The organism is Luteimonas soli (genome assembly GCF_042648865.1).
GTDB classification, from domain to species: Bacteria; Pseudomonadota; Gammaproteobacteria; order Xanthomonadales; family Xanthomonadaceae; genus Luteimonas; species Luteimonas soli.
Genome location: NZ_JBHRYA010000001.1, coordinates 280869 through 305135, shown reverse-complemented (window position 1 = coordinate 305135; position 24267 = coordinate 280869). Strand labels below are relative to the sequence as shown.

Here is a 24267-nt window from a genome sequence, read left to right as displayed (position 1 = left end):
ATGTTCAGGGTGCACTCGAGGCATCCCCGCCATCGGTGCCCCAGCTCAGCCAGATGCTGCCTTTGACGTCGGTGCCGGTAGGGTTGCTCCCGGCCTCCCCATCCACTTTGGCAAAGATGCTCGGCGCCCCACCCTTCTTGAATGTTCCCCGATACGGCTCATCTTCCACGCCTTGGGCCTGCTCGAAGCCTGCGGCAGCCATGGAGGCGACAACGGCGTCCCAGATCCCGTCCGCGCTGCCTTCAAGATACTCAAGGGAAAGGCCTCGGCGAGGCTTGCCATTGTCTGACTCATAAACCCTGTCGCGGGCGACGCGGAAGGGGAACTGGAAGCGGATTTCTGGGTCGGGTAGCGGCGAGTAGAACTCGTCCTGCACGCAGGGTTCGGCCTCGATAGCAGCCGTCGCGGCAATGGCCGTATCCGCTCCCTGCGCAGGCGATGGCGCTGTCGCGACATCTTCCTTGGCACAACCTGCAACTATCAGGGCCAGCACGCCTGCTACCAGGATTGTCTTGCTCATCGATATTCTCCTCGATCTTGGTCCCGGGGTCGGGAAATTCAGGTCGGCAAGGGGGGGCGCCCTTCCTTCGACCCATGCTCAATAAAATGCCATAGCGGGCTGATGCCGGCGGCAGCAACGTCAGGATTGGCATGCAGATACCAAGCCGTATCGAAACGGGGCCCGGGGTTACGGGCCTCCTTCCATCCGAATTCGTGGTAATGCTCGACAGGATCCATTCCTGCTTCGCGAACATCAGCATACGTGGCAAGGTACCAAGATGCATCGAACCACTCTGATGCACGGACGGCGGCGAGCTGGGCTGTCAGTTCGCGCTGCTGTTCAGCGGCCCTGCCATGCCGCCTAAATCCACTCGGCATCAAACGTGACAGAACACGCCTTGTGAAGGAACGTGCATTGCCGCTCGCGCCCGCTTCCACGAGCTCGCGTTGCAGATACTGCAACTGCATCCGGAGAGCCTGAATCTCCCGCTTCGCGTCGTCACCAGCCAAGCGTACCACCTGAAGTTCGGAGTCGAGGTCCAAGCACTTGAGATAGTATTGCTCCAATTCCTCCTGCACCTGGTGCAACTGTTGCAACAGAATGCGGGGTGAAGCGGCCCTAACGGGATCGGACTCCGCCACTTCTCTGCAGTCCCCTTCCACACCCGCACGCTCGTTCACGTGCTCATTTTCGGCACTCATGCAACCCCCCTGCCGCGAAAGTGCGACTGGTGCTCCAGAAACCACGCGTAGGTCTCTTGCAATCCCTTCTCCAAGCTGATCCCTGAACGCCAACCAAGGCCTTCGAGACGGGAAACATCCAGCAGTTTCCTGGGGGTTCCATCCGGTTTGCTCGAGTCAAAGGCCAGATTCCCGCCAAAACCAGTCACCTTGGCGATGGTTTCGGCTAGCTCGCGAATCGTGCAATCGATTCCCGTGCCGACGTTGATATGCGAGAGCATCGGCTCGGTATGCGCTTGCCACACATCCGGCGGAAGATCCATCACGTGCACACTCGCCGCAGCCATGTCGTCCACGTGCAGGAACTCGCGCATGGGCTTGCCGCTTCCCCAGATCACGACCTCTGCTGCATCCTCTCTCGCAGCCTCGTGAAAACGCCGCAGCAATGCTGGTATCACATGGCTGTTCTCGGGATGGAAATTATCGTTCGGGCCGTAAAGATTCGTCGGCATGACGCTACGGTAGTCGCGCCCGTGTTCCCGGTTGTAGCTCTCGCAAAGCTTGATTCCCGCGATTTTTGCAATCGCATAAGGCTCATTGGTGGCCTCCAGCGGACCGGTCAGCAACGCGCTTTCGCGCATCGGCTGAGACGCCAGCCTCGGGTAGATGCACGAGGACCCCAGCAACAGAATCTTCTGTATGCCTGCCTGATGTGCGGCGTGCACCAAGTTGCACTGGATAGCGAGGTTTTCGTATATGAACTGAGCCGGATAGACACTGTTAGCCTGGATCCCGCCAACCTTCGCCGCCGCCAGATAAACTTGGTCGATCGCCTCTTTGCGAAAGAAAGCATCGACCTCGGCCTGCCGCAACAGATCCAGCTCCGAACGGCTGCGTGTCACGAGTTCCGTGTCGTTACGGGCACGCAGATGGCGTACCAGGGCAGAGCCGACCATCCCCTGGTGACCAGCCACGAAGATACGAGTCGGCATGCTCAGTTCTCCCTTGCCACGTTGACGCTGTAACCATGCCGTTGCAGCAAGGCATGGCGCTGAGACTCGATCAAGTCGGCGGCGACCATTTCGGCGCACATTTCCCGCGCCGTTATCTCCGGCATCCAACCCAGCTCGCGCTTGGCTTTAGATGGATCGCCCAGCAATGTCTCCACTTCCGCTGGACGGAAGTAACGCGGATCGACCGAAACCACGACGTCTCCCGGCTTCAATCCCGGCGCCTTGTCGCCATCCACCCGCTCGACGACTCCTTTCTCCTCCACGCCCTGACCTTCGAATCTCAGCATCACTCCGAGCTCCTCAGCACTCCAGCGGATGAACTCGCGGACAGAGAACTGCTGGCCGGTGGCGATGACATAGTCCTGCGCGCTGTCCTGTTGCAGCATCATCCACTGCATCCGGACGTAATCCTTCGCGTGCCCCCAATCTCGAAGCGCATCCAGATTTCCCATGAACAAACAGCTCTCCAGGCCCTGCGCGATGTTCGCAAGCCCACGCGTGATCTTGCGAGTCACGAAGGTTTCACCTCTGCGCGGACTCTCATGGTTGAACAATATGCCGTTGCAGGCATACATCCCGTAGGCCTCGCGATAATTCACCGTGATCCAGTATGCGTACAGCTTTGCCACCGCGTACGGGCTGCGAGGATAGAACGGAGTTGTCTCGCGCTGCGGCACTTCCTGTACCAAGCCATACAGCTCCGACGTACTGGCCTGATAGAACCTCGTCCTGTCGCACAAGCCCAGCAACCGGATTGCCTCGAGCAGTCGCAACGTGCCCATCGCATCGACATCCGCCGTGTACTCCGGTGACTCGAAGCTCACCGCCACGTGGCTCTGCGCTCCCAAGTTGTACACCTCGTCCGGCTGTACCTGTTGCAGGATCCGCGTCAGGTTCGAGCTGTCCGTCAGGTCGCCATAATGGAGTATGAACCTCGCGTGCAGTTCGTGCGGATCCTGGTAGATATGATCCACGCGTTGCGTATTGAACAACGATGCCCGGCGCTTGATGCCATGCACCTCATACCCCTTCTCCAGCAGGAATTCCGCCAGGTACGAACCGTCTTGGCCGGTAACTCCCGTGATCAGTGCCCTCTTCGTGCTCATTCCTCTAACGCTTCCTTGATGCGATCGTCTTCAAACTCAGGAGAGTCCGCATCGCGGTGCACCTCGGCAGTTCTGGCGTTATCACGATAGATCCGCAGCGGATTCTGTCCGAAAAGAAACTCGTACACAGCTGTAGCCTTGGCATATTTTCCTTCCCGGAACAAGCGGTTGGCGGCGCGAAGATCCAGCTTTCCATCGCTGAAATCACCCGCAAGCTCTTCCGGGATCTCCGCGACACAGACTGAATCCACAAGCATGTCCCCTTCACGGAAAGGCGCCATTCCTTCGACATAGACCTGCAGCTTCAGCGCCGTATGGGCCGCGCGGAAACCGGTCGTGAATCGCACATGCCGGGGCTGCCGAGCCTCAAGCTGGACACGCACGCTGGTACCCTCGTACTCCGCGCTCCCCAAGCGCCCCAGGCTTACCATGATCGCCATGGGCACGCTCGCACGCAGCCTTATGCCTGCACCGAATGTCCTTCCCGCCGTCTCGCCGGGCGCATCCACGATAGCCATCCAGTGCTGCCTCGGGCCTCCGGGTTCATGGTGATAGCGCCAGATCTTGGAGGACAGCCGCCTGAACGCAGGATCGGCGACCAGCCGATAGCGACGATCGGATGCAAGCACGAGCGAGTCCCGTTCCGGCCCGGTCGCAGGTTCGGCGACCTTGATCAGTTTGCCGATCGTGTTCGCCAGTAGCGACTCGTCAACCGGATCCCGGAACGCGAGCAGGTTGCCCCACGCACCCTGGTCGGACAGCTCGCATGGGTAGGGCATCAGACGATGCCAATCATGCCGTATTCCGTATCGGATGATTGGATGCCATTCGCTTACGTAGACGCAATAGCCCTGCTCCAGCAGGAAGCCAGCCATGTCGTGAAAGGTGTAGCCGAGCGGAACGGTTTTCGCATCCTCGAACTCGCACTCGATCACCGCTGGCTTGAACCGGTGCCACGGGAATCCCTTCAGGACGAACAGATCATGCCCTTCCGTATCCACCTTCAGGAAATCGACACCCGGAATGTCCTCCTCGGCAAGTGCCTCGGAAAGCGTCGTGGTATCGACTGTCTGTTTCGACACATGACTTGGATGGAACGCGGACAGCCCGCTGATCCCGCTGCTCTGATCAGATCGGTAGTAGGCAAGTCCGGCGCTGACGTGATCACTGACCGCACGCTTGTCCAAACGCACCAAGGACTTCGCGCGTTCATCCTTTTCGAGCCTCTTTTCGAGAATGGCCCTGTTGCCGTCGTCGGGCTCGAACGCGAAGACTTGCCATCCCTTCTGCAGGAAGGGAAACAGTGCGTGCCCATGATGGGCACCGACGTCAATCATCACCGTCCCGGACAAGGTGTGGTCGAACAGTTCGGAAACACAGTCTGTCTCGTCGTAGTGCGCGGCCGTCGCCCGGGCGAACGGACCGAGCGCCCAGGCTTCGCGCATGGTCTTCCGGAATCGCTCCTGGACCCGGGACCGAGACAAATATTCGTCGACGTGCCTACGTGCAGCGCGCGCGAGGGCATGGCCCCGCTCTGGATCGACCACGAGTTGCTCGATGGCGCCTGAAAGGATCGATCGGTCCTTTTCGGTTACCGTTACGGCAACACCAGCGGCTTCCAGATAGTCGATGGTGGCCACGCCACGCGGCCCATAGGCGATCAGGGGCACCCCCGATGCCAGGCATTCGGGCATCTTGTTGGCCAATGAATATCCAATATAGCCGATGCTCGCCGGATCGAAATTATAGGCAATGAGCAACGCGTCAGCCTCCGACAGCGTCCGCTCGTACTCGTCCTGGGCGACCAGGCCCTGTACTCGGACGCCACGCAGGGACGCCAAGTCGCGCTCCGCCTTCTCCCGGCACCAGTGCATGGTGTGGATTTCCAGGCGAACCGGGTATCTCTCGGCAAGTTCCGCCACCGCATGCGCAACGTCGCAAACACTCGCGTAAGTCATGTCGTCGGCGAGCGCCCCCATGTAGCGGATGACGAAGGGCTCATCCCGAGCACGGGCGCCCGCCTTCCTCGCTGGAAATCTCGACGGATCGGAACCGTTTGCCAGTGGCAACCACTCGCCACCGTATCGCTCGCGATAGGCTACCGACATGGCACCGGAAATGCTCAGGAGTCGCTGCGATCGGCCGACAAGCGCTCGCAGGGCACCGTCAATCTGCGCGAAGCGCTCCGGATCGGACGCCTCCAATCGCGCAGGCCAGTCATCCATCATGTGGATGACCAACGGGCGCTGGATGCGTTCCAGCAAACTCTCCACGACAGAGAACAACCGACTGGAGTCAATGGGTCGGAAGTAGACCACATCCGGTTGGAACTTGATGCATCGCCGTACGATCTCATCGACATCGTAGGAAACCCCGCGACTCCTGCCGATGTCCTGTCGTGCATGCAGGAGGTGCAGCGATTCGCCATCAAGCCAGACTTGGAGGAACGCCGCGTCCGGCCAACCCTCCAGAAAGGTCTTCTTGAGCTGTCCGGTCGCAGAGATGTGGCCCAGTGGCGTGCTGTCGACCATCAACAGCCGAGGCAGCCCCTGTGTGCGGCTGTCGAACAGCGGCACTAGGCTACCGGCCGGCGCCCGCTTGCGAAAGCTGTTGAACAGGTCACCCAGCTCGGCGGAGCCTCGGCTCGTTGACACGCCACTGCTGGCCTCGTCAACCGCCGCATCCGCGACCTCACCCATCATCTGCAAAACGGCAGGGCCGGCACGCAGTGGAGCTACAAACAGCCGAACCTGTCGATAGTCGTCCTTACAATCCAGGGAAAGGCGAAGCGAAGACACCAAGCCCGGTTGAAGTTCGATCTCGGAGGACTCCTCGACGAAGGCGCCCTCCCCCTGCCGTGCAAATTTGACCACTACCCGTTGGGCAGTCGAGGAACGCAACGAAACCCGACACGCCAACTGCCTTCCAGCCGTGGGCTCGTAGACCGCGAAGACCATGAACACACCCCGATCCTGCGCAGCTGGTGGCTCGACGCCCTCCTCCAGATTCAGCCTGACGCGGCCGCGCGCACGATCGAAGCGCTCCACGCTGCAACCCTGAAGGTTGCTATAGCAATGGAACGCATGAATAGTCCCTGCGGAAATCTTGAGAAATGTATCGACGAACCGCCTCGACAGGACGCCGCTGCGCTGGAACTCCGGATCGTCGGGCGCCCTGGCACAGGCAGTACCGAGCAACGTCGCCAATCGTTTTGAATGGATCAGGACGCTCCCGCCTTCCAGAAGAGCCAGCAATTCCCATTCATCGAGTGCATCATCACCGTGGCTGATGTTCTGAAACGCAGCAGTGGGTCTGAACTTGTCCAGATTTCGCTGGATCGTTGTGGCATGCTGCTTCAGCACGTCATCAGCCAACCCTTTGACGGTTGCGCTTTCGACCCAGAGCTTCGAGATCAGACAATCGTAGGCCAGGTCATTGTCGCCACGCTCAATGATCAAGTAGCGCAGCGCCGGGATGAAGGTCTTCTCCATGAATTCCTGGAAAGCCGGGTCACCGGTTGCATACAGCGCGTTGCCATTGATGTGAGCCGCAAAGCTGGCATTCACGGATCCGAGTTCCTGCAAGAACGCGCCTGCAATCCAGAACGGTTCCCTGCGACAGATGGCATCCAGATCGGTCAGCCAATCTGCCTTTGCAGGAACGCAATCGGTCTCCATGAGCTGGGTGAAACGGTAGCCTCGACATTCCCGCATGGTCGCCAGGAAGTGGAGGTTCGGCCCCATTTTTCTGGGCACATCTCGGCGCTTCGGATCGCGCACGTACTGGTTAAGATCGTCCGGAATGCCGAGAAACGTGATTTCGAGGCGCCGGAAGCATTCTCGCAGCTCGTGCAGCCCGGCCCAGGCGGCCTCAACTTCCTCCACGATCTCGTCGGAAGGACCGGTATCAAAGAACAACCGCAAGTCGATCTTTCCGCACAGGGTGGAATCCGGACGCAACGGCCGGAACGCGGGCAGGGCCCACAATGCCAAGTTGGCTAACAGCAGCGGCAGCTCCCTAGTCGTAAGTGGTATGGCAAGCGCCTGCAGTGCCGGCACCCCCAAGGCCTCACGCAGCGGTACGTACTCGAATACGCCGAAGCGGTGCAGTCTTGAGTGCAGCGCAGTATTCCTGATCCTGACGTCCAAACCGAGCTTGGCAATATCGACGCACAGCGCTTCGAACGATTGCAGGTGCAGGTTGCCGAAATGCCGCGCCGGATTGGGTACCTGGTAGGTATCGCCCTGCTTCTGGTAATCGTCGAAGAAGTAGTTTGGGTTCTCATTGACCTCGGAACCGATCTTCAGCTCCAGCCCGACCCCGGTCCTCTCCGCCTGGCTGATCACCTCGACATAGTTGCAGTCGATCCCACCGAGCGTAATGTCACGGTAGCCGAGATAGATCGCAAAGCGCACCGCCCACGACCCCGTCGTCTTCTTGTCGGAGAACGCGGTCTTGAATATCTCCGTGCCGGGCGCATCGGAGGCCACCAGGTCCTCGAGAAAGAAGACCCTATCGTCCTGCGGGAAATCCGGGAGCGCCTCCAGAACGTCCTTCACGAGGAAGAAGCGCTGCACCTTCCCTTCGGCATGCAACCTGAGGATCTGCTCGGCGTGAGACTTGACCACCACTTTGTCAAGGCAGCAGTAAAGCGTCGGGTATACATCGATCCTGTCCCAGTGCCGGTAGGCGGCGTTCATTCCCAGCCAATCTGTATCCTGCAGCCAGGAGAAGTCGAGCTCCTTGAGTGACGGACCATTCCCGGCGATGAAGATGCTGCGAGAACCCATCATGCCTTCCTCAACACCATGCCGAGGCTGACCGACTGGCAGGCTGCCCGGGTGTCCCTCAGGGCGGGCACGTTCTTGTTCCAGCGCCACATACCCCAGTCGCTGTTGCTCGCCATGTCGCACTCGAAGGCGATCCGTTCCCCGATGGCTGGGACATCGACGGGGACCAGGCCGTAGCGCGCAGGCATTTCCTTGTAGAACTTCAACCGCCCCGCGACCCCGGAGTCCGGCTCGTCGCCGAGATAAAGGTCGATCGTGTGGACCGCAAGCCCGCCAGGGGCGAGGATGCGGGCGTGATCCCGCCAGAAATCATCAAGCGCCTTGTGCGGAATGTGCTCGATCACCGAGATGCTGAACGCCAGGTCGAAATAGGCATCCTCGAGCTCCTGGGCGAAGCTACCCATCGTCTTGCGCAAGAGGCGGATGCCCGGCATGTCAGGGGCTTCGAGAACGCCATTTCCCGCACCGAGGAACTCATCGAGGTTCCATCGCTCGTTACTTTCGTCCATCGCCGGCAACACGCGGCTAAGCCCGCCGCCGATCTCGAGGACGCGCGCGTTCTTGACGTGGTGGACACGATTGAGCGTCCACGCGTCCTGGATATGCTTCAGGCCATCGAGGGCCTTGAGCGTGAACCCGCCCAGCTTCCTGAAAACCGCTGGATTGTCGAGCGCATCCCAATACTCGGTTTTTCGAATGACGTTGAACAAGCTTGAATCTCCGTTCGTGCGCTGGATTTCTCAGAAATCCGCAATGATGCCTTCCCACAGGCCGGCGGCAAGAAAATGGGTACCCTTGGCGCCGTACTCGACGAGGCACCGCTCCAAGCCAGTCCGGGAGAAATGCGTAACGTGGACGTCGTTGTCGAAGAATGGTGTCCCTGGGATCGTTGGATCCGGATTCAGCAAATAGTGCCATTTGTCTCGATTGACAAATGGCACGCTGATGAACGCCCTGGTCCCGAACTTGGAGCAGTAGCGCGCGATCTCAGCAATCAATGGACGCGGCTCTGCAATATGCTCTAGCACGCTGATGCATAGCGTCAGATCGCTCCGCTCGTCGAGCGTCCGACTACTCCAGTGTTCGCAACGCAGATCGGCCCCGAAGGTCGATCGTCCGTATTCGACGGCATGCTGGTTGGTGTCGAATCCGACACTTTTCTTGCCAGCCATCGAGGCTTCGTCGAGGAGTGTGCCGATGCCACAGCCAATCTCAAGGATCGTTGTCGGGTCGGCTCCTTGCGCCTTCAAGGCCGCAAACAGCCTACGCCCAGCTTCTCTGTTCCTCGTCTCAACCGAGATATTCCATTGAAGATCGCGCTTCAGCTGCTCCTCGTCTTCCACGTAGCCGTTGGCATTGCTCATCGACCCGCAATCAAGGCAGGCGCAAAGCGCAACCATCTTGCGCGTTCTCCTGGTAGGAACGTCCATGATCCTGAACATGAACTCGGATGCACAGACCGGGCAATTCCTACGGTTGTTCGCTCCCATCAGCCAACCCCATGGTGTTGTGCATGGCGAACAAGGGTAGCGATGATTGTTCGAGCTTGCCGTGTATCCATCCCACCGAGCAAACGAACGCCCGGCGAATCATTTGTCTCATCGCAAACTGCGAACAACCGCCGCCATGGGTGCGCGACCAACGCCACTTTCGACGTCAGAATTCGAAGGTGTCCTCTCGCTAAAGGGTGCCCAGTTCGATCTGCAGTCCTCGACGCATATCTTCGCTCCCAAACGCTGAGAGTCATTCGACGCCTTTCGCAACTCGCCCCGGGCATTACGGTCGACAATCAAAACTCCAGCCTCTCTCCGGGCTGCTCAGGCCCACCAAGCAAAAGCTTATCCCGCGGTGCAATACTAAGTGGAGGGATCGCATCGATCTCGTGCCCGTCTCAATTCGGGTACTAGGAAGAGTTCCTGAATACCCGGGGATCTGCAAGAACTGCGTCCATAACGCCCCGGCAGAAAGTTGCATCCCACTGCGCGCCGCGGAGCGGAGCCAAGCGCCTATTCAGAAACCACGTCACTCCTGCAAACGAGAGTACAACTATTCTGATGAGGGCGCCGGTTTCCTACCCTCGTTGGCGCCGTGGCGGATGAAGTGGAGCAACGGGTCCTCCCCGATCCTCTGCACATCCGGGTTCGCATCGAGGTAGTAGGCGGAGTCGAATCCGGGTCCGGGATTACGCCCCTCCCTCCAGCCGTGCACATGGTAGTGCTCGACTGGATCCACACCTGCTTCCTTGACATCTCGATAAGATGCGAGATACCAATTCGCATCGAACCATCCGCTATTCCGTATCTGCACCAGGGTCCGATCCAGCTCTCGCCTAGCCGTGATGCCAGCGCGGTGACGCATGATCGGCCCCGGCACTAATTTGCGCAAAAACCTCAGCCCAATGACAGAAAACAGCTTGCGCGTGGCGACGAGCGACAAGTCGGGCTCGCGCGAAGCAAGGTGCTGCAATTCACCCGCCGCTTCTTCGAGCTGGAGCCGCAAGATCGAGGCCTGCTGCCGCTCCTCTCCCAGTGATCTGGCGCTCTCGGCTTTTTCGCGCTCGACCTCCCGCAGACAAGAGAAATTATTCTCCAGCTCTGTTTGCACCTTTTGCAACTGGGCCAGAAGAAGTCTCTTCTCCCGCCCAATGCTTTCCAACTGTCCGCGTTGTGTCGCTACCGCACGCGCCATAGCCTCCAACTCATCGACCCGGGCCGCCCCTTCTCGTTCGACATCTTTCAGATGTAGCGCATACTGCTGCAGTTCTTCCTGCGCAAGATGCAACTGGGACAGGAGCACTTCTGCCTCCTCCTTGTCAGTGAGCCTCATGCCCCGGCCTGCCAGCCGCACAGCGTCGATCACGTCGATCAGCTGATTCCAGCCAGGGATGGAATCGATCGCGTTCCACACAACGCTCCCGCCGAACCGTGAAGCCGCGTTCAATGCATCGTAGACCTCGGCATAACGAGCATCGCATTGTCCAAGCAGCTGCAGGAGCACGGCTCGCAAATCCGCGTCGTTTCCTCTCTCCGGCTCCGCTTCTGTTTCCTGCCGCACTCCGTGCTCCAGCATGTGGCAAAGCGCGCCGACGGTGACAACACTCCCGTTCGCAAAAGACAGCCGGGGACCCAACTGCCGCTTGAGATTCAATGCGGAGCGGTTTTGCTCAAGCCAAGATACGAGCGCCGCCTCGACCGAGGCGGACGAGTCCACTCCGACTGCCATGGCGGCATCGATGGGAGAGCAGAACAACCAGACAACACAAGCGTCCGAAGGAACCTCCTCCGGATTTGAAAGGGCAAGAAGTTCTTTTGCTTCCAGCCAAGCTACGGCGCGCCCCCGCTCGTGCTCCTCGGAGACCGCCATACGCCATCTATCGCTTTGCAGCCCGGAAAAAATGATCTTCATGTTCACGCAAGTCCGAACAACCATGAACAACATCCGCAGGCTTCCGCTCGCGGAACGGTACGAGTTGCCTGCCTGCTTCAGTCTGTTCCCGGCAAGCCAGTGACCAGCAAGCCCGTATCCTCGCACAACTCGAGCTCGACGATCGCTTGCACCGTCGATGCTCCAGCCATGCCCAAGGCAACGCTGCGGTCAGCGACCGGATCAATCCTCAGATACAGTGGCAGCGACCGGTGCGGTCGCATCCTTGGGGAGAGGCCAGCCCAGCCAGATGATGCCGACGCCCTTCGCGACCTGCGCTTCCGATCTCGGCGCCACGGACACGGTGATCGATTCCGTTCCGGCGCGGTCGTATGTGCGGCTCTGACTGCCATTAGGTTGGGGCGATATCGGACCATGCGGCACATACCCAGCTGTCGTGAATCCTGCGTCCACTCGCTGCCATAGCGCTTCCCCCTGGACGCCGGAATACTCGATCGACAGGCCACGTCGCTTTGCCCCGTTCTTCTCCACGACTTGGTCCGCCTTGAACTGGAACCCGAAATCGAAGCGCAGGGAGGGGTCCGGGAGACGCGAGTACAGCTCCTGTTCCGCGCCTTGTTCCTGCACCGGCTCCTGGGCCGATGTCGTCTCTGCTTTTTGCTGCGCAGCGAGATCCGCCTCCGGCGACGGCTCCCGGCCACCGGAACAACCTGCCGCGATGAGAGCCAGCAGCAACGGTGCAAACACCTTTTTCATACAATTTTCCTCAATAGAATCAATAATGGAACATTCAGTATCGCGACCTATCGCTCCACGCCCCACCCAAACACCCCGATGGGGCAGGACAGGACTCGGGCTCCGGCACAGCGTCAGCATAAACTTCGAATACAGCAGAACGAAACGGTTTCCCAAACACCCCTCATCCATGGGTTCTGCCACGAGTCCGATTGACGTCAATCCACGTAGCCCATCGGGTTCTGCGACTGCCAGTTCCACGCGTCGCGGCACATGTCCTCCACGCCCAGCTCAGCGCTCCAGCCGAACAAGCACTGCGCCAGCGAAGGATCAGCGAAGCAGGTCGCTACGTCGCCCGGCCGGCGATCCACGATTTCGTAGGGAACGGCTACGCCGTTAGCCTTTTCGAAAGCCCGGACCAGTTCCAGCACAGATATTCCGCGCCCGGTTCCCAGGTTCACGGCTGAGACGCCCGTCGTACCCGGGCCGGCCAAGTAGTCGAGCGCAGCCAAGTGTCCGCGCGCCAGGTCCTGGACGTGGATATAGTCGCGGACTCCTGTGCCATCGATGGTCGGATAATCCCCCCCGAAAACCGAAAGCCGATCGCGGCGGCCGCAGGCAACCTGGGTAATGAAGGGCATGAGGTTGTTGGGGATGCCCGCGGGGTCCTCGCCGATCGTCCCGGAAGGATGCGCGCCGACGGGATTGAAATAGCGCAAGCTGACAATGCCCCATTGCGGATCGGCAGCTTGCACGTCCTCGAGCATCTCCTCGATCATCAACTTGCTGCGGCCATATGGATTGACCGCCAGACGCCGAGCAGGCTCCTGGATCGGTACGACATCCGGAACACCATATACCGTCGCCGAAGACGAGAACACCAACTTCTTCACGCTCGCTGCCGACATGGCCTCAAGCAAGTTCAGCGTGCCCGCAACGTTGTTCCGGAAGTATCTCAACGGCTCGGCCACCGATTCGCCCACCGCCTTCAGTCCAGCGAAGTGGACGACCGCATCCACCTCTCTGGAACCGAAAACAGAACCGACAACAACCGGATCGCAAATATCTCCATGGATAAAATCGACCTGCACGCCGGTCAATTCAGCCACTCGCCGGATTGCCACCAGCGAGCCGTTGGCTAAGTTGTCCAGCACGGTAACCGTAGCGCCGCGCTCGAGTAGTTGCACCACGGTGTGCGAACCGATATAGCCCGCCCCACCAGTGACCAGGATATTCATGCCATTTCCCAACCAACGGCTCGATCGGCCATGCGCCGGATCAAGATCAAATTTCATACCACAAGACTCGAGGCAGCCCGCCCCTCAAGTCATTCGCGAATCAATCATTTCGTGAGCTTCACCGCAATCCTGCTCCCATCGAAAAGCGGCTCAAACCCCCGAAACCCGGCGACTTCCTGAAACAGGTAACGCAACCCTTCCATGTTTATCCAAGTCGAACCCGAGTGGGTAATCTTAGGCCTTGGGAACTGCACTATCCCTTCCGTGACAGCTCGCAGATGCGGCGACACACCAACAGTCTCAAGGACGCACAAACTCCTAGCCACCTTTCTTATGAGCTTTGCCGTTCCGACTGGATCTTCCAAGTGATACAAAACTCCGACAAAAATAACCACGTCGAATGGTTCCGAAGCCGAAAGAAAGTCATCGACACGTGCTACCGAATACTCAATCTCAAGATCGAGAACCTCAGCGCAGAACTTGGCTTGGTCGATAAACTTTTGGCTGTAGTCGAATCCCACTACTCTAGCAGCCCCCCGCTTCTTGGCCTCAATGGAAAACGCGCCTGCATTACACCCAATATCCAAGACAGTCTTACCACTTAGATCGTTCGGCAGCGCCGTCAACAGCTTGCCCCAATTCACTCCTCTGGCTGGGGTGCCATGCTCAGGAGCCGTGGTGATCCCGAACGGGAGGTCGATGTTGTGGTAGAACGGCCCCAATTCAGCGATCTTCGCCGTTATGGACTCTGCATTGTGCCGCGTGAGCATTTTCATGACGCACCTCGATTCTTACCCACCGTCTGGACGGGCCGGAGATTACATCGCCTGTAGGTAATGGCCAAGATTAGTTGGCCCCAACCAGCGCTTTGACGAATACGATGTCTTCTTGTTCGCAAGATTGACCTAATTCCATTGCGCGCAAATAGGCATCAACTGCCTGCCGCCTATAGAGCCACAATTGAGGGTCCGCCTTCCCAAGCCGAACATAAGCAGAAAGGGCAGAAGCATAGTCCCACTCCCTGTACAACCTATTCGCATCCCGGAATTCTGCGATCGCATGTTCGTTTGTCGAGCAATCACGGCCTTGAGTCATGGTCCGTTCGGGATTGGCAACGCCCGCAAACGCTCCCTCCCCCTTCGATAGCAATTGGCTGTTCGATGCCGCAGGGGCCGGCGCCGGCGCATTGACGGGATGCTCAGACGGGTCCACGCAAGAATCCATGAGCTCCAGAACTGGCAGCCCAATCGCCGCCATAACCTCACTATAGATATAGTCGCTCCCAGCCTTCGTGACATGGATGTTATCGCACGTATAGTGCTTGACCTGATCATCGGACCACTTCCGGAGATCGATGATCTTTGCGCTGTTGGCAAGGCCGTCACTGAAAACATCAGAATACGCGTGCGTGAGATCGATGTTAGTCGGACGACCCTTTTTGAAGTCCCCTTCCCACCCAGAAACGAATCGATTGGCGTTGATAAAGATCAGGTTCCTGATGCCGGCAAGCCGCGGAATCAGGGATTGCCTGGCCATCTCAAGACCATACATATTCATCGTTCTCTCGTTCGCATACATCGTCTCGAATGGCAATGCGAAATGCGCATTCATATGCTCCGAGCCGAACACGCCGTCAAACGCACCCTTCTTGTTGTTGACCACCTTCCTCGAATAGTCACTCGTGTTGAGCCCGGTGTTCTCGAGATTGATTGCGCTTGCGTTGTTGTACAACTCGTTGATGGCGCTACTGACAGGACGAGGGGACCAATCGACGATACCTGTCCACAACACGATTGCATCGTAGGATGCAAGCTTCGCGTCGTCGAACATCTCGAGGAAGTCGAGTGTCGTGGTCCATTTCATCGGGCAAAGAAACAGGTCGACCTCGAGGCGAGCGTCGCCCTGCAATCTCTCGCCAAAGATCAGGTGCTTTTGACCAACTGGTTTATGCTGACCGCGACTATCGGTGAATACCAGAACTCTTTTCTTGCGGGGTGGCACGGGGATGGCCGGTGAACTCACGGCCGGAATAGAACTTTTGCCCGGTGCAGGCTGGACAGGGGTGGCAGCCAGGGACAACGCCGATGGCGTTGCGCCCGAAAGATAAACGACAATCGAATCAACCAGCCATGAGAAGGCACCACCTCTAGATCTGATGCCTCTGGCCGCTCGATCCAGCTCCGGAAACCATTCTTTCGACTTATCAAAGCTCGGCGGCGGGTAGATATTCTCTACCGAGAATGATCCAAAATCGTAGATGTTCCTGGTGCAGTCAAGCACCTCCAGCGCGGGTGGCGCCCTGAACCCGGAACTCATCGGCCCGGCAAAATCTACTACGACCTTTGCGGAAAGCGTGTCGGCATTGGCTTGCAGGTTCACGCGCAGCTCGAACTGATGCTCGGCTTTTTCTTCGAGAACCAAATAAGCATCGAAATAGCGACTGGTGATGAGTGCCGAACCGGCGGCAGCTTCTTCCAAGTGGCAGTTCATGGCGACTACCGAAAGAATGCGGCGTCGCTCAGCCCCCTCGGTGACCTTGATCGCCAGGTCCAATGCCCGGAATCGCGTGCCACGACCGAGTTCCAGCGTCGCGTCTTTTAGGTCGCAGCCGGAAAACCCGGCCGGCAGTAGGCGATCAAACAGATGATCCCCACATGGACTCCCGTCAGCGCCCGGGATCCCGAACATTCCGTAGAGAAAATTGAGTACATAGCTGGCGAAGAACTTGGCGGCGGAAGCCACAGCATCGGCTTGGGGAATTTCCCCGTTGGCAATGGAATCCCGCACTTGAGCGTTGTGGCTCGGCCAGCAAAAGAACAACGATTGACCCAGAGCATAGGCCCGTCGGGGATCATTGGCCGGAAGATCGGCAATCTCGATGGCCCGCAGGCGCGCAATCGTCGCGTGCGAGTACAGGTCCCGATTGCTGATTCCCATGAATGGGTCATGGACCGCCAGCACGCTGCACAACAGGTAATTGTTCAGGCCCAGTTGCGTGGTGCGGAAACCAAACTCGGAATCCTCATAGCCGAACGGATTGAACTTGTCGTTGTACTGCCCACTCTCTGCAATGACGTCTTTGTGGAAGGCCGTAATGCCACCGGCGACTGTAAATACCGGAGCGGGATCCCCTGCCGCCATGAGCTTCGCAAGCAATGGAGAAGAGCGCAGAGTTGGCTCGAGCGAGCCATACCGCGCTTCATGGCCGTTGTCCCAAGGCAAATGAGATGCGTCCTCAGGCCTGCTGCCGGAAAAATGGGCAGCCCAGGCATTGTTGACGCCGGCGTGATAGATGGTTTTGACAGCCCTTTCGGACCCGAGCGCTGTGACAAACCATGACCAAGGCTCGCAGAGTACGCTCTGCGCCAAAGATTCGCCGTTGCCGAATTCTTGCCAATCCCGCACATTCGCCAGGCCCAAAGCACCTTTGAGACCACGGCCGTCGAGCAACACCGGTTGTACCAAGCCAACCCGGGGATCCACCCTGCGGAGACGCTCATAACTGAGCTCAATCTTGGCGAAATAATCTTCTCCGAACAGAATGTCATTGTCACATGAAATGAAAAAATCGAATCCGGATTCGAGACCGTACCGGATTAAGGCGTTCCGTCCTCCCGCGACACCGAGATTGCCCTCACCACCGAGCACATGGATGAAGGGGCTCAATTGGCGGCACTTGTCCGCGAACCCATCCATGCCCTCCTCATTGACCATGATCAGTAGTTGCCTTGCTTCGCTGAGACTCGGCAGGCACTGACGAACAAAGAAGCTGGCTCGGACAAATTCTTTTGCCTGGTACAACGAATAGATTGCAGTCTTCATGAATCCGTGCCAATCAGAACAGAGATGAGAACGAAACTCGGTCGAAAAGCTCCAGCCTTCCACCCTCCGTCCCATTGACCATCGACCTCCCTTCGGACTCGAAGGCGAACTTGGCACGATGGTAGCTTCTCAAGACTCGACCCAACCTTGGGTCCTTCCATGTCTTCCCCTTGCCGAAGTAATCCTTGTGGAAGTGATTCGGGTCATCCCCCTGCGAGTGGATGTGATTACCACTTTGCGAATGGTCGCCTGGAATGGAGTATGAGAAATCCATGCCCAGCAGTACTACCTGATCGAAGCCCATGTAATACGCCAACTGCATGTTGATGTAGGTTACGGACTGGCCACAGTAGAACCTGGGTTCCGGCGATGCATTGAACTGCGGGACTGCAAAGAACCGACTATTCTTGTTGTAGAACGACTGTTCCATCTCAAAAACGTAGCAATCGTCCTTACATTTCAGTTGCTCGGCGTATTGGATTGGGAGGATCTTCGTGACTCCGCTATAGGCGTCGATCTCCTCCATGTTCTCCTTGAAAACAAGGTTGTCCTCTACCACGAAATACGTCGGGTGGAATCCATTGCTCCTCGTCATCAAGAAGAAGGAATTGACTCCGAAAGTAACCTCATCTCGGAGTTTCGAGAAATCGACTTTATTCAGCGACGGCCCATTCCCGAGAATGAAGCAACGACGCCCCTTGTGTATGTTGTGGAGTCCCTGTGCACTTTTCATGCTAATCCTTTTCACTAACGAGCCGCGACACTAGCATCCGGGGTCGTGCAATTGGTTGCCGATTCCGCCATCTAACGGAATGATGCTGCCGTTCGTAAAAATGTCTTCCGACCGGACAATAGAAACAGCCAATCGAGCCAAGCCTTCTGCGCTGCCGATGGATCGAGAAGGGTGGAAATTCTTAAGCAGATCGAATCCGGAAGGATTTCCGGCGAAACCCGCCCGCAGCATGGGGGTGTCGATGGCCGCAGGCTCAATGGCGTTGATCCGCACGCGTGCGCCAAGTTCCACTGCCATCGCGCGTGTCATGCCGGTCAGCGCCGCCTTGCTGGTCGCGTAGGCAATGAAGGATGGCTTCGTGAGGCGAGCATGGATGCTGCTCATGTTCAGCACGACGCCGCGCGCGGCTTCCAGTTCCGGCAGGAAGGCCTGGGCCCAAAGGAATGGCGCAAGCAGGTTGACGTCGAGGGTCGCCCGCCAATCCTCGCGCGAGAGGGTATCCGCCGGACCCAAAAGCTGGATTGCGGCGTTGTTGATCAGGGCCGCAAGCGGGCGTCCATCCAGGACCTTTCGCATGCCGGAGAACACTTCGCTTGCGAAAGATTCGTCTTCGACCGTCCTGCGCAGGTCGCACGCAAAATAGTGCTCGCATGGCAGGTCAGCAGGGCGGGCTGCCAAGTCTGTCGCGATGACCCCGTAGCCAGCATCGGAGAATACGCGGACCAGGGCACTGCCGATGCCCCCTGCAGCTCCTGTTATCAGTACGGCTTTCATGGTGTACTGAGGAAGGCGAACAACTTGTCCATGGCTTCACGACTGGCGCGACGCACCGCGTCCTTCGTATTCGATCCGTTGTGCGAGCCGAAGACGCAGGCAGGCATACCCCGCAAGGGGGATGTCGCCGGCAGGGGCTCCTCCTCGAACACATCCAGGGCGGCTGCCGACACTTGGCCGGCGCGCAACGCGGAGATCAGCGCCTGCTCGTCGATCAGGGGGCCGCGGGCCACATTGACGACCAGCACGCCCGGTTTTGACTGCGCCAGCACCTGCGCGTCCAGCATATGCCGGTTGTGGGCATTCAGGGAGCAGGTGAAAACGATGAAATCCGCCTCCTCGATGCGCTCGGGCCATGCCGCGCGCTCGACCCCTTGGATTCCGCCCGTGTCATCGTTACCTGGATCGTAGGCGACGATCGGCATGTCGAACGCGGCAAGCCGCTTTGCGGCGCTGCGCCCGATGTCACCGAACCCAACCAGCGCCACGTGCTTGCCGGCCAGGCTCATGCCGGCAGGCTTGGGCCATTCGCCCGTGCGGATGCCGCGGTCGATCAGGAACAACTGCCGTGCCAGGCCGATCACGTACCCCACGGCCACGTCCGCGACTTCCCCGCCGAACATGTTGGGGGTATTGACGATCGGAATACCGAGGTCCTTGCAGGCCGCGAAATCGACATTGTCGACGCCGATGCCCCACTTCACCGCAGCCTTGAGCCTTCCCGCCTTGCCGGCCTCGAACACCCGCCGGGTAGCAGGATCGTCGCCGATGATCCAGCCGTCGTACTGCGGCAGCAACTCGACGAGTTCGTCCTGCGACAGGACCTGGGTCACCTTGGCGGGGACCAGTTCGAATCCGCGCGCAGCCGCAGCGGGAATGAACTCGTCGATCATGCCGAGCATCGGGGGACAGGTGACAAGGACTTTCATCGACCGGCTTCCTTCGCTTCCTCGAGGAAGCGCGCCGCGACCACCGCGAAATCCCAGTCCTGGGGGGTATCGATGTCGATCGACTCGAACGAGGGACCTTCATGCATCATCGGCCGCCTGCCGATGCGCGCGTTGGTTGCGGAGAAGCTGTCCCGGGTGAAGATGTAGAGATTCGAGTTCTCTTCGAACCACGGCTCGAGGTCCTGGGTGCGCACCAGGTTGTCCGGATCATGGTTCACCGGAGTGCAGTCAGCGCGATAGAAGCGCGTCTGCACCTTGTCGACGGTGAACAGGGAATCGGCGCGACCAGCTTCCTGCGCCTCGTGGAATGCTGCCAGCGCCGCCCGGATAGTATCTGCACTCACCAACGGGTTGGTGGTGTGGGTCATCAGGTAGATGTCGGATTCGACATTCTCGACGTCGTCCGCCAGAACCAGATTCATCGACACCATGTCGCCGCAGATCTCGGGCTTCCGGTCGCGGATAACGATACGATCAGTCTCGGACAGGCCATTCTCCGCAAGGATGTGCCTGGCATCGGTATTGATGACGACCTGGTCGATCTCGTCGACTTCGATTAGCGTGTCGAGGATCCAGCGGAACAACGGTTTGCCGCAGAACTCCCGGAAGTTCTTGCCCTTGACCCGCTCGCTGTTGGCCTTCATGGGCAGCAGGGCGACGACGCGTGGTTTGCTTTGGCTCATGGGTGTTATCAGCTCGGATAGAAGTACTTGTCCTTCTCCGCATGGGAGAGGACGCGATGATCATGATTTCCCTTGAACGAGCCGGTGTATTGGCATATGCGGTACTGGACGATCTCCCACGCGTGGGCCATGAATACCTTGTCGCTCCACGCTCGGCGCCAGTCGTGCCAGATACTGGTGACGATGTAACGAAGCAGGTCACGACGGCGCACATGAATCTGCGGCATGATCTTCTGCAGTGCCAGCGCCTCGCGCTCGAAACGACGCCTGACCTGCTTCCACGACTCGGAGTGGTAATGGTAGACACAGGCGTCGGCAACATAGCCGATACGGCCACCGTCGCGGTGGAGCCGCTGGGCCAGCTCCATGTCTTCCAAGCCCGTCACTGCTTCGTCGAAGCGATAGCGGTCCCATGCCTGGCGGGAGATGGCCGAATTGGCGTTGTTGCAGAAAAAGCCATCCTGGGGGACGCTCGACTGGTCGGGGTAGTACTTGCCGAAGATGCGGCATTCACTGAAATGGCTTTCCGGCCCGCCGACCTGCTTGCCATAGCTGTAGTCGACTTTGCCATCCGCGATCGGCAGGCAGAGGTTCCGTAACCAATGCCGGTCGGTCGGCACGCAGTGGCCGCTGATCAGCACCAAGATAGCCCCCTGCGCGACCTCGCAACCCATGTTGAGCGAACGACCGAACGAGAATTGCTCGCGCGTGATATGGGTGATCGTGCAGCCGTGCTTTTCCGCGATCTCCAGGGTCCCGTCGGTGGAACCTGAGTCGATCACGACGACTTCGACCTGGAATGGCCCCGTCTCCTGCTGGCCGATGGCCTCGAGCAGTTCCCCCAGATAACGTGCCTCGTCCAGGGTGCGGATGACGATACTTGTCAGCATACGATCGGAATCAAATCAAGTCGGGCTGCATGAGCAGCTGGAAACGCGGGCGCATGTGCTCGTAGACCGCACGGATCTCGCCGGCCCCTACGGCATTGGCGGCGAACATGTCCCAATGCACGGGTACCAAGGCCCCGATGTCCAGCTCTTCGGCCATCTGGAAGGCTTCACGTACCGACATATTGCCGATAATGCCGCGGCGATCCCTGAAGAAGTTGCGCTCGTTGACTGGTAACACCGCAGCGGCGATGGGCCGGAGCCGGGCCAGTGCGTCGAGCAGCGGCTGCCTGAGGCTGGTGTCGCCGGCAAGGTAGATGCGCCTGCCGGCATGTTCGATCACATAGCCGACGCATGCAAGCCTGCCAGCGGCATCGCGCTCGATCTCCGGGTGGGCTGCCGGCACGGCCAGGACGGCAAGTCCCGGGGTGAGTTCGGACCAATCCTCCACGGCGGGCTTCAGCCGCGCCGCGGAAATGCCCCATTCCGCCAGCAGGCGAAGCACCGACGGCGGTCCGACGAAACGTGCGGCCGGCGACGCGCTGGCCAGTGCAGGAAGCGTATGCGGGTCGCAGTGATCGATGTGGTCGTGCGTGATCAGCACCCAGTCGGCATCATCGACTTGCGCGGGCTGCAGCGGAATGGGCGTCAACCTCACGAGATCCGGCGCATCGAGTTCCTGGACGGAGTTCGAGAGGTATGGGTCGACGTAGATCGTGCAGTCGGAAAACTCAAGGCGACAGCCGGCCTGCCCGAGCAGGCGTACCGGAATGCTGGGGGACGATGCTTGGTCCGAACTCATTGCCCAAAAATTTCCTTGTAATCCGCTTTCTCGAAAATGGTGCAAGCCCCATCGACCGTGGCGTCGAGGATCCTGCGCCCATCGCTCTCGAACTCGGCGCGGGCAATGCGGTAGGACTCCTCGGAATGCACCAGGTCGGGATTGTCCCAGTGCTGGCCATTCCCGAAGTAGTCGGGACTGAAGTGGTTGGGGTCTGGCCCGTCCAGCCGCTGCGTCTGGTTAGGCGCACCATTGTATTCGTAGCGGTGGTCCATGCCAATCAGCACCACTTCGGAAAAGCCCAGGTAACGAGCCACCTGGAGCGCCGCGTAAGTGACAGTCCAGCCCTCGTGGACCCCTTGGCTGATGTCGCGACAGAAGCGCGCAGGGGCCCTGGTGGTGTTGATGTGGTAGGTGAGCCCGTCTTCGGGAATGAAGTCCGCGCAACGGTCGCTGAGGAACTTGACACAGTTCAGCCCGCTGATGTAGGCGGTCGACTGCTGCAGGACCTTCGGGTTCACCGAAACGTAGTACTTCGGATAGAAGCCGAACTTCTGGAACCCGAGGTAGATCTTGTTGGTGCCGAAGACCACTTCCCGGCGCAGGAAGGACAGGTCCATCGCGTTGAGCGAGGGGCCGTTGGCGACGAGGACACAGCGATCCCCCTCATGTCGGCCACGCAGGATCGAGAAACGATTCACCCGTAACCGCCCCCCTGCTCATAGCCGTACCGTTGTAACCAGGCAGCATGATCCCTGTTGATCTTGGTCACTTCGCTCTCGGCGAGGCTGTCCTTGAAGGACAACAGCCGCTCCGGGTCGGTGATGTGCGTCGCGCTCAGCAAACTCGTCTGGTACTGGTCGACGGGCAAGGTGGATACCTCCGCATGGACGGCGGCGGCATCAAGGCCGTCGAGACCCATGAACCGGAACAATTTCGCCATCTCCGCCAGCGGCGCGGCCATGTATGCCTCGTAGACGAACTCGTAGTCGCTGTACCGGTGCCAGATGTCGTGGAGCGTGCGGTTGTACTTGGCATACTCCACGGCCCCATTGAGCCGCTCGTAGGTCGGGAACTTCCTTCTCTTGGCGGACGCGACCGTGTCCCTTAAGTCCCGCCGGGTCGTGATCACCATGCTGGCGCGGGATGCGACGTCGTCGCGGAACTCATGAGTTTTGATCAGAAGCAGCGGGCAATCCGGATCATGCAGGCGCTCACTCTGGGTGCCTTCCGAATAGAACGACACGAAGTCGGCCCCGCATTGCTTTAGGGCCAACCTCACGATATTGAAGAGCGCCGTGGAACCTGAATGGCGCATACCCGCAATGACGATCGCCCCGCGAGATACGGACGTTCGCGTCACGGCCCGGCTGCTTGCGGCTTCCGCTTGATGCCGCCGATCACTGGGCATGTCCAGCAAGTGATCGCGCAATTGCCCCGCCCGCGAAGGATCCGGCCGATCCTGTTCGCCACCGAAATCGATCACAGGGGCCGCATCATGCCGCGGGCGTTCCTGCATCTTGATCATGCGCACGGCCTGGTCGACAAGATTCAGACGCGCGATCTCGCTGATCGACCGCGCCTGGCATGCCAACCGTTCATCCCCGTCGACACCGTCCACGGCTGCCCTGAAATGAGTCAGCGCGGCCGCTTCCTGCTGACGGACAGCGGCAATCCTTCCCAAGGTATTGTGCGCACCCGCCACCAGGACCCGGGCGACGGTGCGCATGTCGCAACCCCACTCGCGGGCTGCAGCCACGAAGTATCTGGCGTTGGCATGATCATCGATCTGCTGGTGCGCGGCACCGACCAACAAGGCCAGCATGGCGCGCTGCGGATGCGCCTCCAGGGTCTTCCGGTCCAGTGCCGCGAGATTCTCCCAATCTCCGAACTGCCATTGCATGCGGGCGCGATCAAGCAGCGTCCCGTCGTCGGCAATCGAGGTAGCAGCCATCTGGCTGCCACCTCGGGATGCCACGGGAAGTGCGCGCCCGGTTGCGTCCATATTAGCCTTCGACGGCTTGCGCACTGGCGCTTTCCTGTTCCGCTTGGCCGGTGGCCCTGACCGTTTCATCACCCGGGCTCCGGACGGTGTCAGTGATCCTTTATCGACGGCATCGGCCTTCAAAGACTTCGGCCCTGTCGCTTTCCCTTTTCGCTTGGTCGGCGTGGTCGGCTGTTTCATCACT

At 59.3% G+C, this 24267-nt stretch carries 20 protein-coding genes; all 20 read right to left on the bottom strand.

All coding sequences use genetic code 11. From position 1 onward, the window contains the following. Nucleotides 1–4: 4 nt before the first annotated feature. The 20 genes from ACFONC_RS01430 to ACFONC_RS01335 all read right to left on the bottom strand — a co-directional run bounded on the left by ACFONC_RS01430 (nt 5) and on the right by ACFONC_RS01335 (nt 24263). Entirely contained in the window at nt 5–520 is a 516-nt protein-coding gene (locus ACFONC_RS01430) for a hypothetical protein (protein WP_386741779.1), read from the bottom strand. Between the two features lie 38 nt (nt 521–558). After that, nucleotides 559–1203, bottom strand: a complete 645-nt coding sequence (locus tag ACFONC_RS01425) for a hypothetical protein (protein ID WP_386741777.1) — start codon at nt 1201–1203, stop codon at nt 559–561. Next, nucleotides 1200–2174 carry a GDP-L-fucose synthase gene (gene fcl, locus ACFONC_RS01420; RefSeq protein ID WP_386741776.1) on the bottom strand — a complete coding sequence of 325 codons (975 nt, stop codon included), beginning with the start codon at nt 2172–2174 and terminating at the stop codon, nt 1200–1202. The genes ACFONC_RS01425 and fcl overlap by 4 nt, the downstream gene beginning before the upstream one ends. A 2-nt stretch (nt 2175–2176) precedes the next feature. Beyond that, nucleotides 2177–3301, bottom strand: coding sequence for a GDP-mannose 4,6-dehydratase (gmd, locus tag ACFONC_RS01415; protein WP_386741774.1), 1125 nt, complete (start codon nt 3299–3301; stop codon nt 2177–2179). After that, a complete protein-coding gene (locus tag ACFONC_RS01410; protein WP_386741773.1) occupies nt 3298–8091 on the bottom strand; it encodes an FkbM family methyltransferase in 4794 nt (1597 codons plus the stop codon). The genes gmd and ACFONC_RS01410 overlap by 4 nt, the downstream gene beginning before the upstream one ends. Further along, nucleotides 8091–8801, bottom strand: coding sequence for a class I SAM-dependent methyltransferase (locus ACFONC_RS01405; protein ID WP_386741772.1), 711 nt, complete (start codon nt 8799–8801; stop codon nt 8091–8093). The genes ACFONC_RS01410 and ACFONC_RS01405 overlap by 1 nt, the downstream gene beginning before the upstream one ends. A 30-nt stretch (nt 8802–8831) precedes the next feature. Then, nucleotides 8832–9455, bottom strand: a complete 624-nt coding sequence (locus tag ACFONC_RS01400; protein WP_386741771.1) for a class I SAM-dependent methyltransferase — start codon at nt 9453–9455, stop codon at nt 8832–8834. A 682-nt stretch (nt 9456–10137) separates the two neighbouring features. After that, a complete protein-coding gene (locus ACFONC_RS01395) occupies nt 10138–11502 on the bottom strand; it encodes a hypothetical protein (protein WP_386741770.1) in 1365 nt (454 codons plus the stop codon). 195 nt (nt 11503–11697) lie between these two features. After that, a complete protein-coding gene (locus ACFONC_RS01390) occupies nt 11698–12231 on the bottom strand; it encodes a hypothetical protein (protein WP_386741769.1) in 534 nt (177 codons plus the stop codon). Nucleotides 12232–12428: 197 nt separating this feature from the next. Beyond that, on the bottom strand, nt 12429–13448 hold the full coding sequence (gene galE / locus ACFONC_RS01385) for a UDP-glucose 4-epimerase GalE (protein WP_386741768.1): 1020 nt from the start codon (nt 13446–13448) through the stop codon (nt 12429–12431). Between the two features lie 104 nt (nt 13449–13552). Further along, nucleotides 13553–14224: a class I SAM-dependent methyltransferase gene (locus tag ACFONC_RS01380; protein WP_386741766.1), complete on the bottom strand. Its 672-nt coding sequence runs from the start codon at nt 14222–14224 to the stop codon at nt 13553–13555. Nucleotides 14225–14294: 70 nt separating this feature from the next. Continuing rightward, on the bottom strand, nt 14295–17270 hold the full coding sequence (locus tag ACFONC_RS01375; RefSeq protein WP_386741765.1) for a hypothetical protein: 2976 nt from the start codon (nt 17268–17270) through the stop codon (nt 14295–14297). Between the two features lie 13 nt (nt 17271–17283). Beyond that, the gene (locus ACFONC_RS01370; protein ID WP_386741763.1) at nt 17284–18003 is read right to left on the bottom strand and encodes a 6-hydroxymethylpterin diphosphokinase MptE-like protein; all 720 of its coding nucleotides are present in this window, start codon (nt 18001–18003) and stop codon (nt 17284–17286) included. A 30-nt stretch (nt 18004–18033) separates the two neighbouring features. Then, nucleotides 18034–18777, bottom strand: a complete 744-nt coding sequence (locus ACFONC_RS01365; protein WP_386741761.1) for an SDR family NAD(P)-dependent oxidoreductase — start codon at nt 18775–18777, stop codon at nt 18034–18036. Then, nucleotides 18774–19706 carry a phosphoglycerate dehydrogenase gene (locus ACFONC_RS01360; RefSeq protein WP_386741760.1) on the bottom strand — a complete coding sequence of 311 codons (933 nt, stop codon included), beginning with the start codon at nt 19704–19706 and terminating at the stop codon, nt 18774–18776. Before ACFONC_RS01360 ends, ACFONC_RS01365 begins: the two co-directional genes overlap by 4 nt. After that, complete coding sequence (locus ACFONC_RS01355) at nt 19703–20410, bottom strand: acylneuraminate cytidylyltransferase family protein (RefSeq protein ID WP_386741758.1); 708 nt, start codon at nt 20408–20410, stop codon at nt 19703–19705. Before ACFONC_RS01355 ends, ACFONC_RS01360 begins: the two co-directional genes overlap by 4 nt. An 8-nt stretch (nt 20411–20418) precedes the next feature. Next, nucleotides 20419–21300 carry a glycosyltransferase gene (locus ACFONC_RS01350; RefSeq protein WP_386741757.1) on the bottom strand — a complete coding sequence of 294 codons (882 nt, stop codon included), beginning with the start codon at nt 21298–21300 and terminating at the stop codon, nt 20419–20421. A 10-nt stretch (nt 21301–21310) separates the two neighbouring features. Then, nucleotides 21311–22099 carry an MBL fold metallo-hydrolase gene (locus ACFONC_RS01345; RefSeq protein WP_386741756.1) on the bottom strand — a complete coding sequence of 263 codons (789 nt, stop codon included), beginning with the start codon at nt 22097–22099 and terminating at the stop codon, nt 21311–21313. Next, nucleotides 22096–22779, bottom strand: a complete 684-nt coding sequence (locus ACFONC_RS01340) for a 6-hydroxymethylpterin diphosphokinase MptE-like protein (RefSeq protein ID WP_386741755.1) — start codon at nt 22777–22779, stop codon at nt 22096–22098. Before ACFONC_RS01340 ends, ACFONC_RS01345 begins: the two co-directional genes overlap by 4 nt. Then, complete coding sequence (locus ACFONC_RS01335; RefSeq protein WP_386741754.1) at nt 22776–24263, bottom strand: hypothetical protein; 1488 nt, start codon at nt 24261–24263, stop codon at nt 22776–22778. Before ACFONC_RS01335 ends, ACFONC_RS01340 begins: the two co-directional genes overlap by 4 nt. Nucleotides 24264–24267 lie beyond the last annotated feature (4 nt).

Coding starts and splice junctions, on each gene's coding strand:
- ACFONC_RS01430 (WP_386741779.1), bottom strand. CDS start 520: ATGAGCAAGACAATCCTGGTAGCAGGCGTGCTGGCCCTGATAGTTGCA.
- ACFONC_RS01425 (WP_386741777.1), bottom strand. CDS start 1,203: ATGAGTGCCGAAAATGAGCACGTGAACGAGCGTGCGGGTGTGGAAGGG.
- fcl (WP_386741776.1), bottom strand. CDS start 2,174: ATGCCGACTCGTATCTTCGTGGCTGGTCACCAGGGGATGGTCGGCTCT.
- gmd (WP_386741774.1), bottom strand. CDS start 3,301: ATGAGCACGAAGAGGGCACTGATCACGGGAGTTACCGGCCAAGACGGT.
- ACFONC_RS01410 (WP_386741773.1), bottom strand. CDS start 8,091: ATGGGTTCTCGCAGCATCTTCATCGCCGGGAATGGTCCGTCACTCAAG.
- ACFONC_RS01400 (WP_386741771.1), bottom strand. CDS start 9,455: ATGAGCAATGCCAACGGCTACGTGGAAGACGAGGAGCAGCTGAAGCGC.
- ACFONC_RS01390 (WP_386741769.1), bottom strand. CDS start 12,231: ATGAAAAAGGTGTTTGCACCGTTGCTGCTGGCTCTCATCGCGGCAGGT.
- galE (WP_386741768.1), bottom strand. CDS start 13,448: ATGAATATCCTGGTCACTGGTGGGGCGGGCTATATCGGTTCGCACACC.
- ACFONC_RS01380 (WP_386741766.1), bottom strand. CDS start 14,224: ATGAAAATGCTCACGCGGCACAATGCAGAGTCCATAACGGCGAAGATC.
- ACFONC_RS01375 (WP_386741765.1), bottom strand. CDS start 17,270: ATGAAGACTGCAATCTATTCGTTGTACCAGGCAAAAGAATTTGTCCGA.
- ACFONC_RS01370 (WP_386741763.1), bottom strand. CDS start 18,003: ATGAAAAGTGCACAGGGACTCCACAACATACACAAGGGGCGTCGTTGC.
- ACFONC_RS01365 (WP_386741761.1), bottom strand. CDS start 18,777: ATGAAAGCCGTACTGATAACAGGAGCTGCAGGGGGCATCGGCAGTGCC.
- ACFONC_RS01360 (WP_386741760.1), bottom strand. CDS start 19,706: ATGAAAGTCCTTGTCACCTGTCCCCCGATGCTCGGCATGATCGACGAG.
- ACFONC_RS01355 (WP_386741758.1), bottom strand. CDS start 20,410: ATGAGCCAAAGCAAACCACGCGTCGTCGCCCTGCTGCCCATGAAGGCC.
- ACFONC_RS01350 (WP_386741757.1), bottom strand. CDS start 21,300: ATGCTGACAAGTATCGTCATCCGCACCCTGGACGAGGCACGTTATCTG.
- ACFONC_RS01345 (WP_386741756.1), bottom strand. CDS start 22,099: ATGAGTTCGGACCAAGCATCGTCCCCCAGCATTCCGGTACGCCTGCTC.
- ACFONC_RS01335 (WP_386741754.1), bottom strand. CDS start 24,263: ATGAAACAGCCGACCACGCCGACCAAGCGAAAAGGGAAAGCGACAGGG.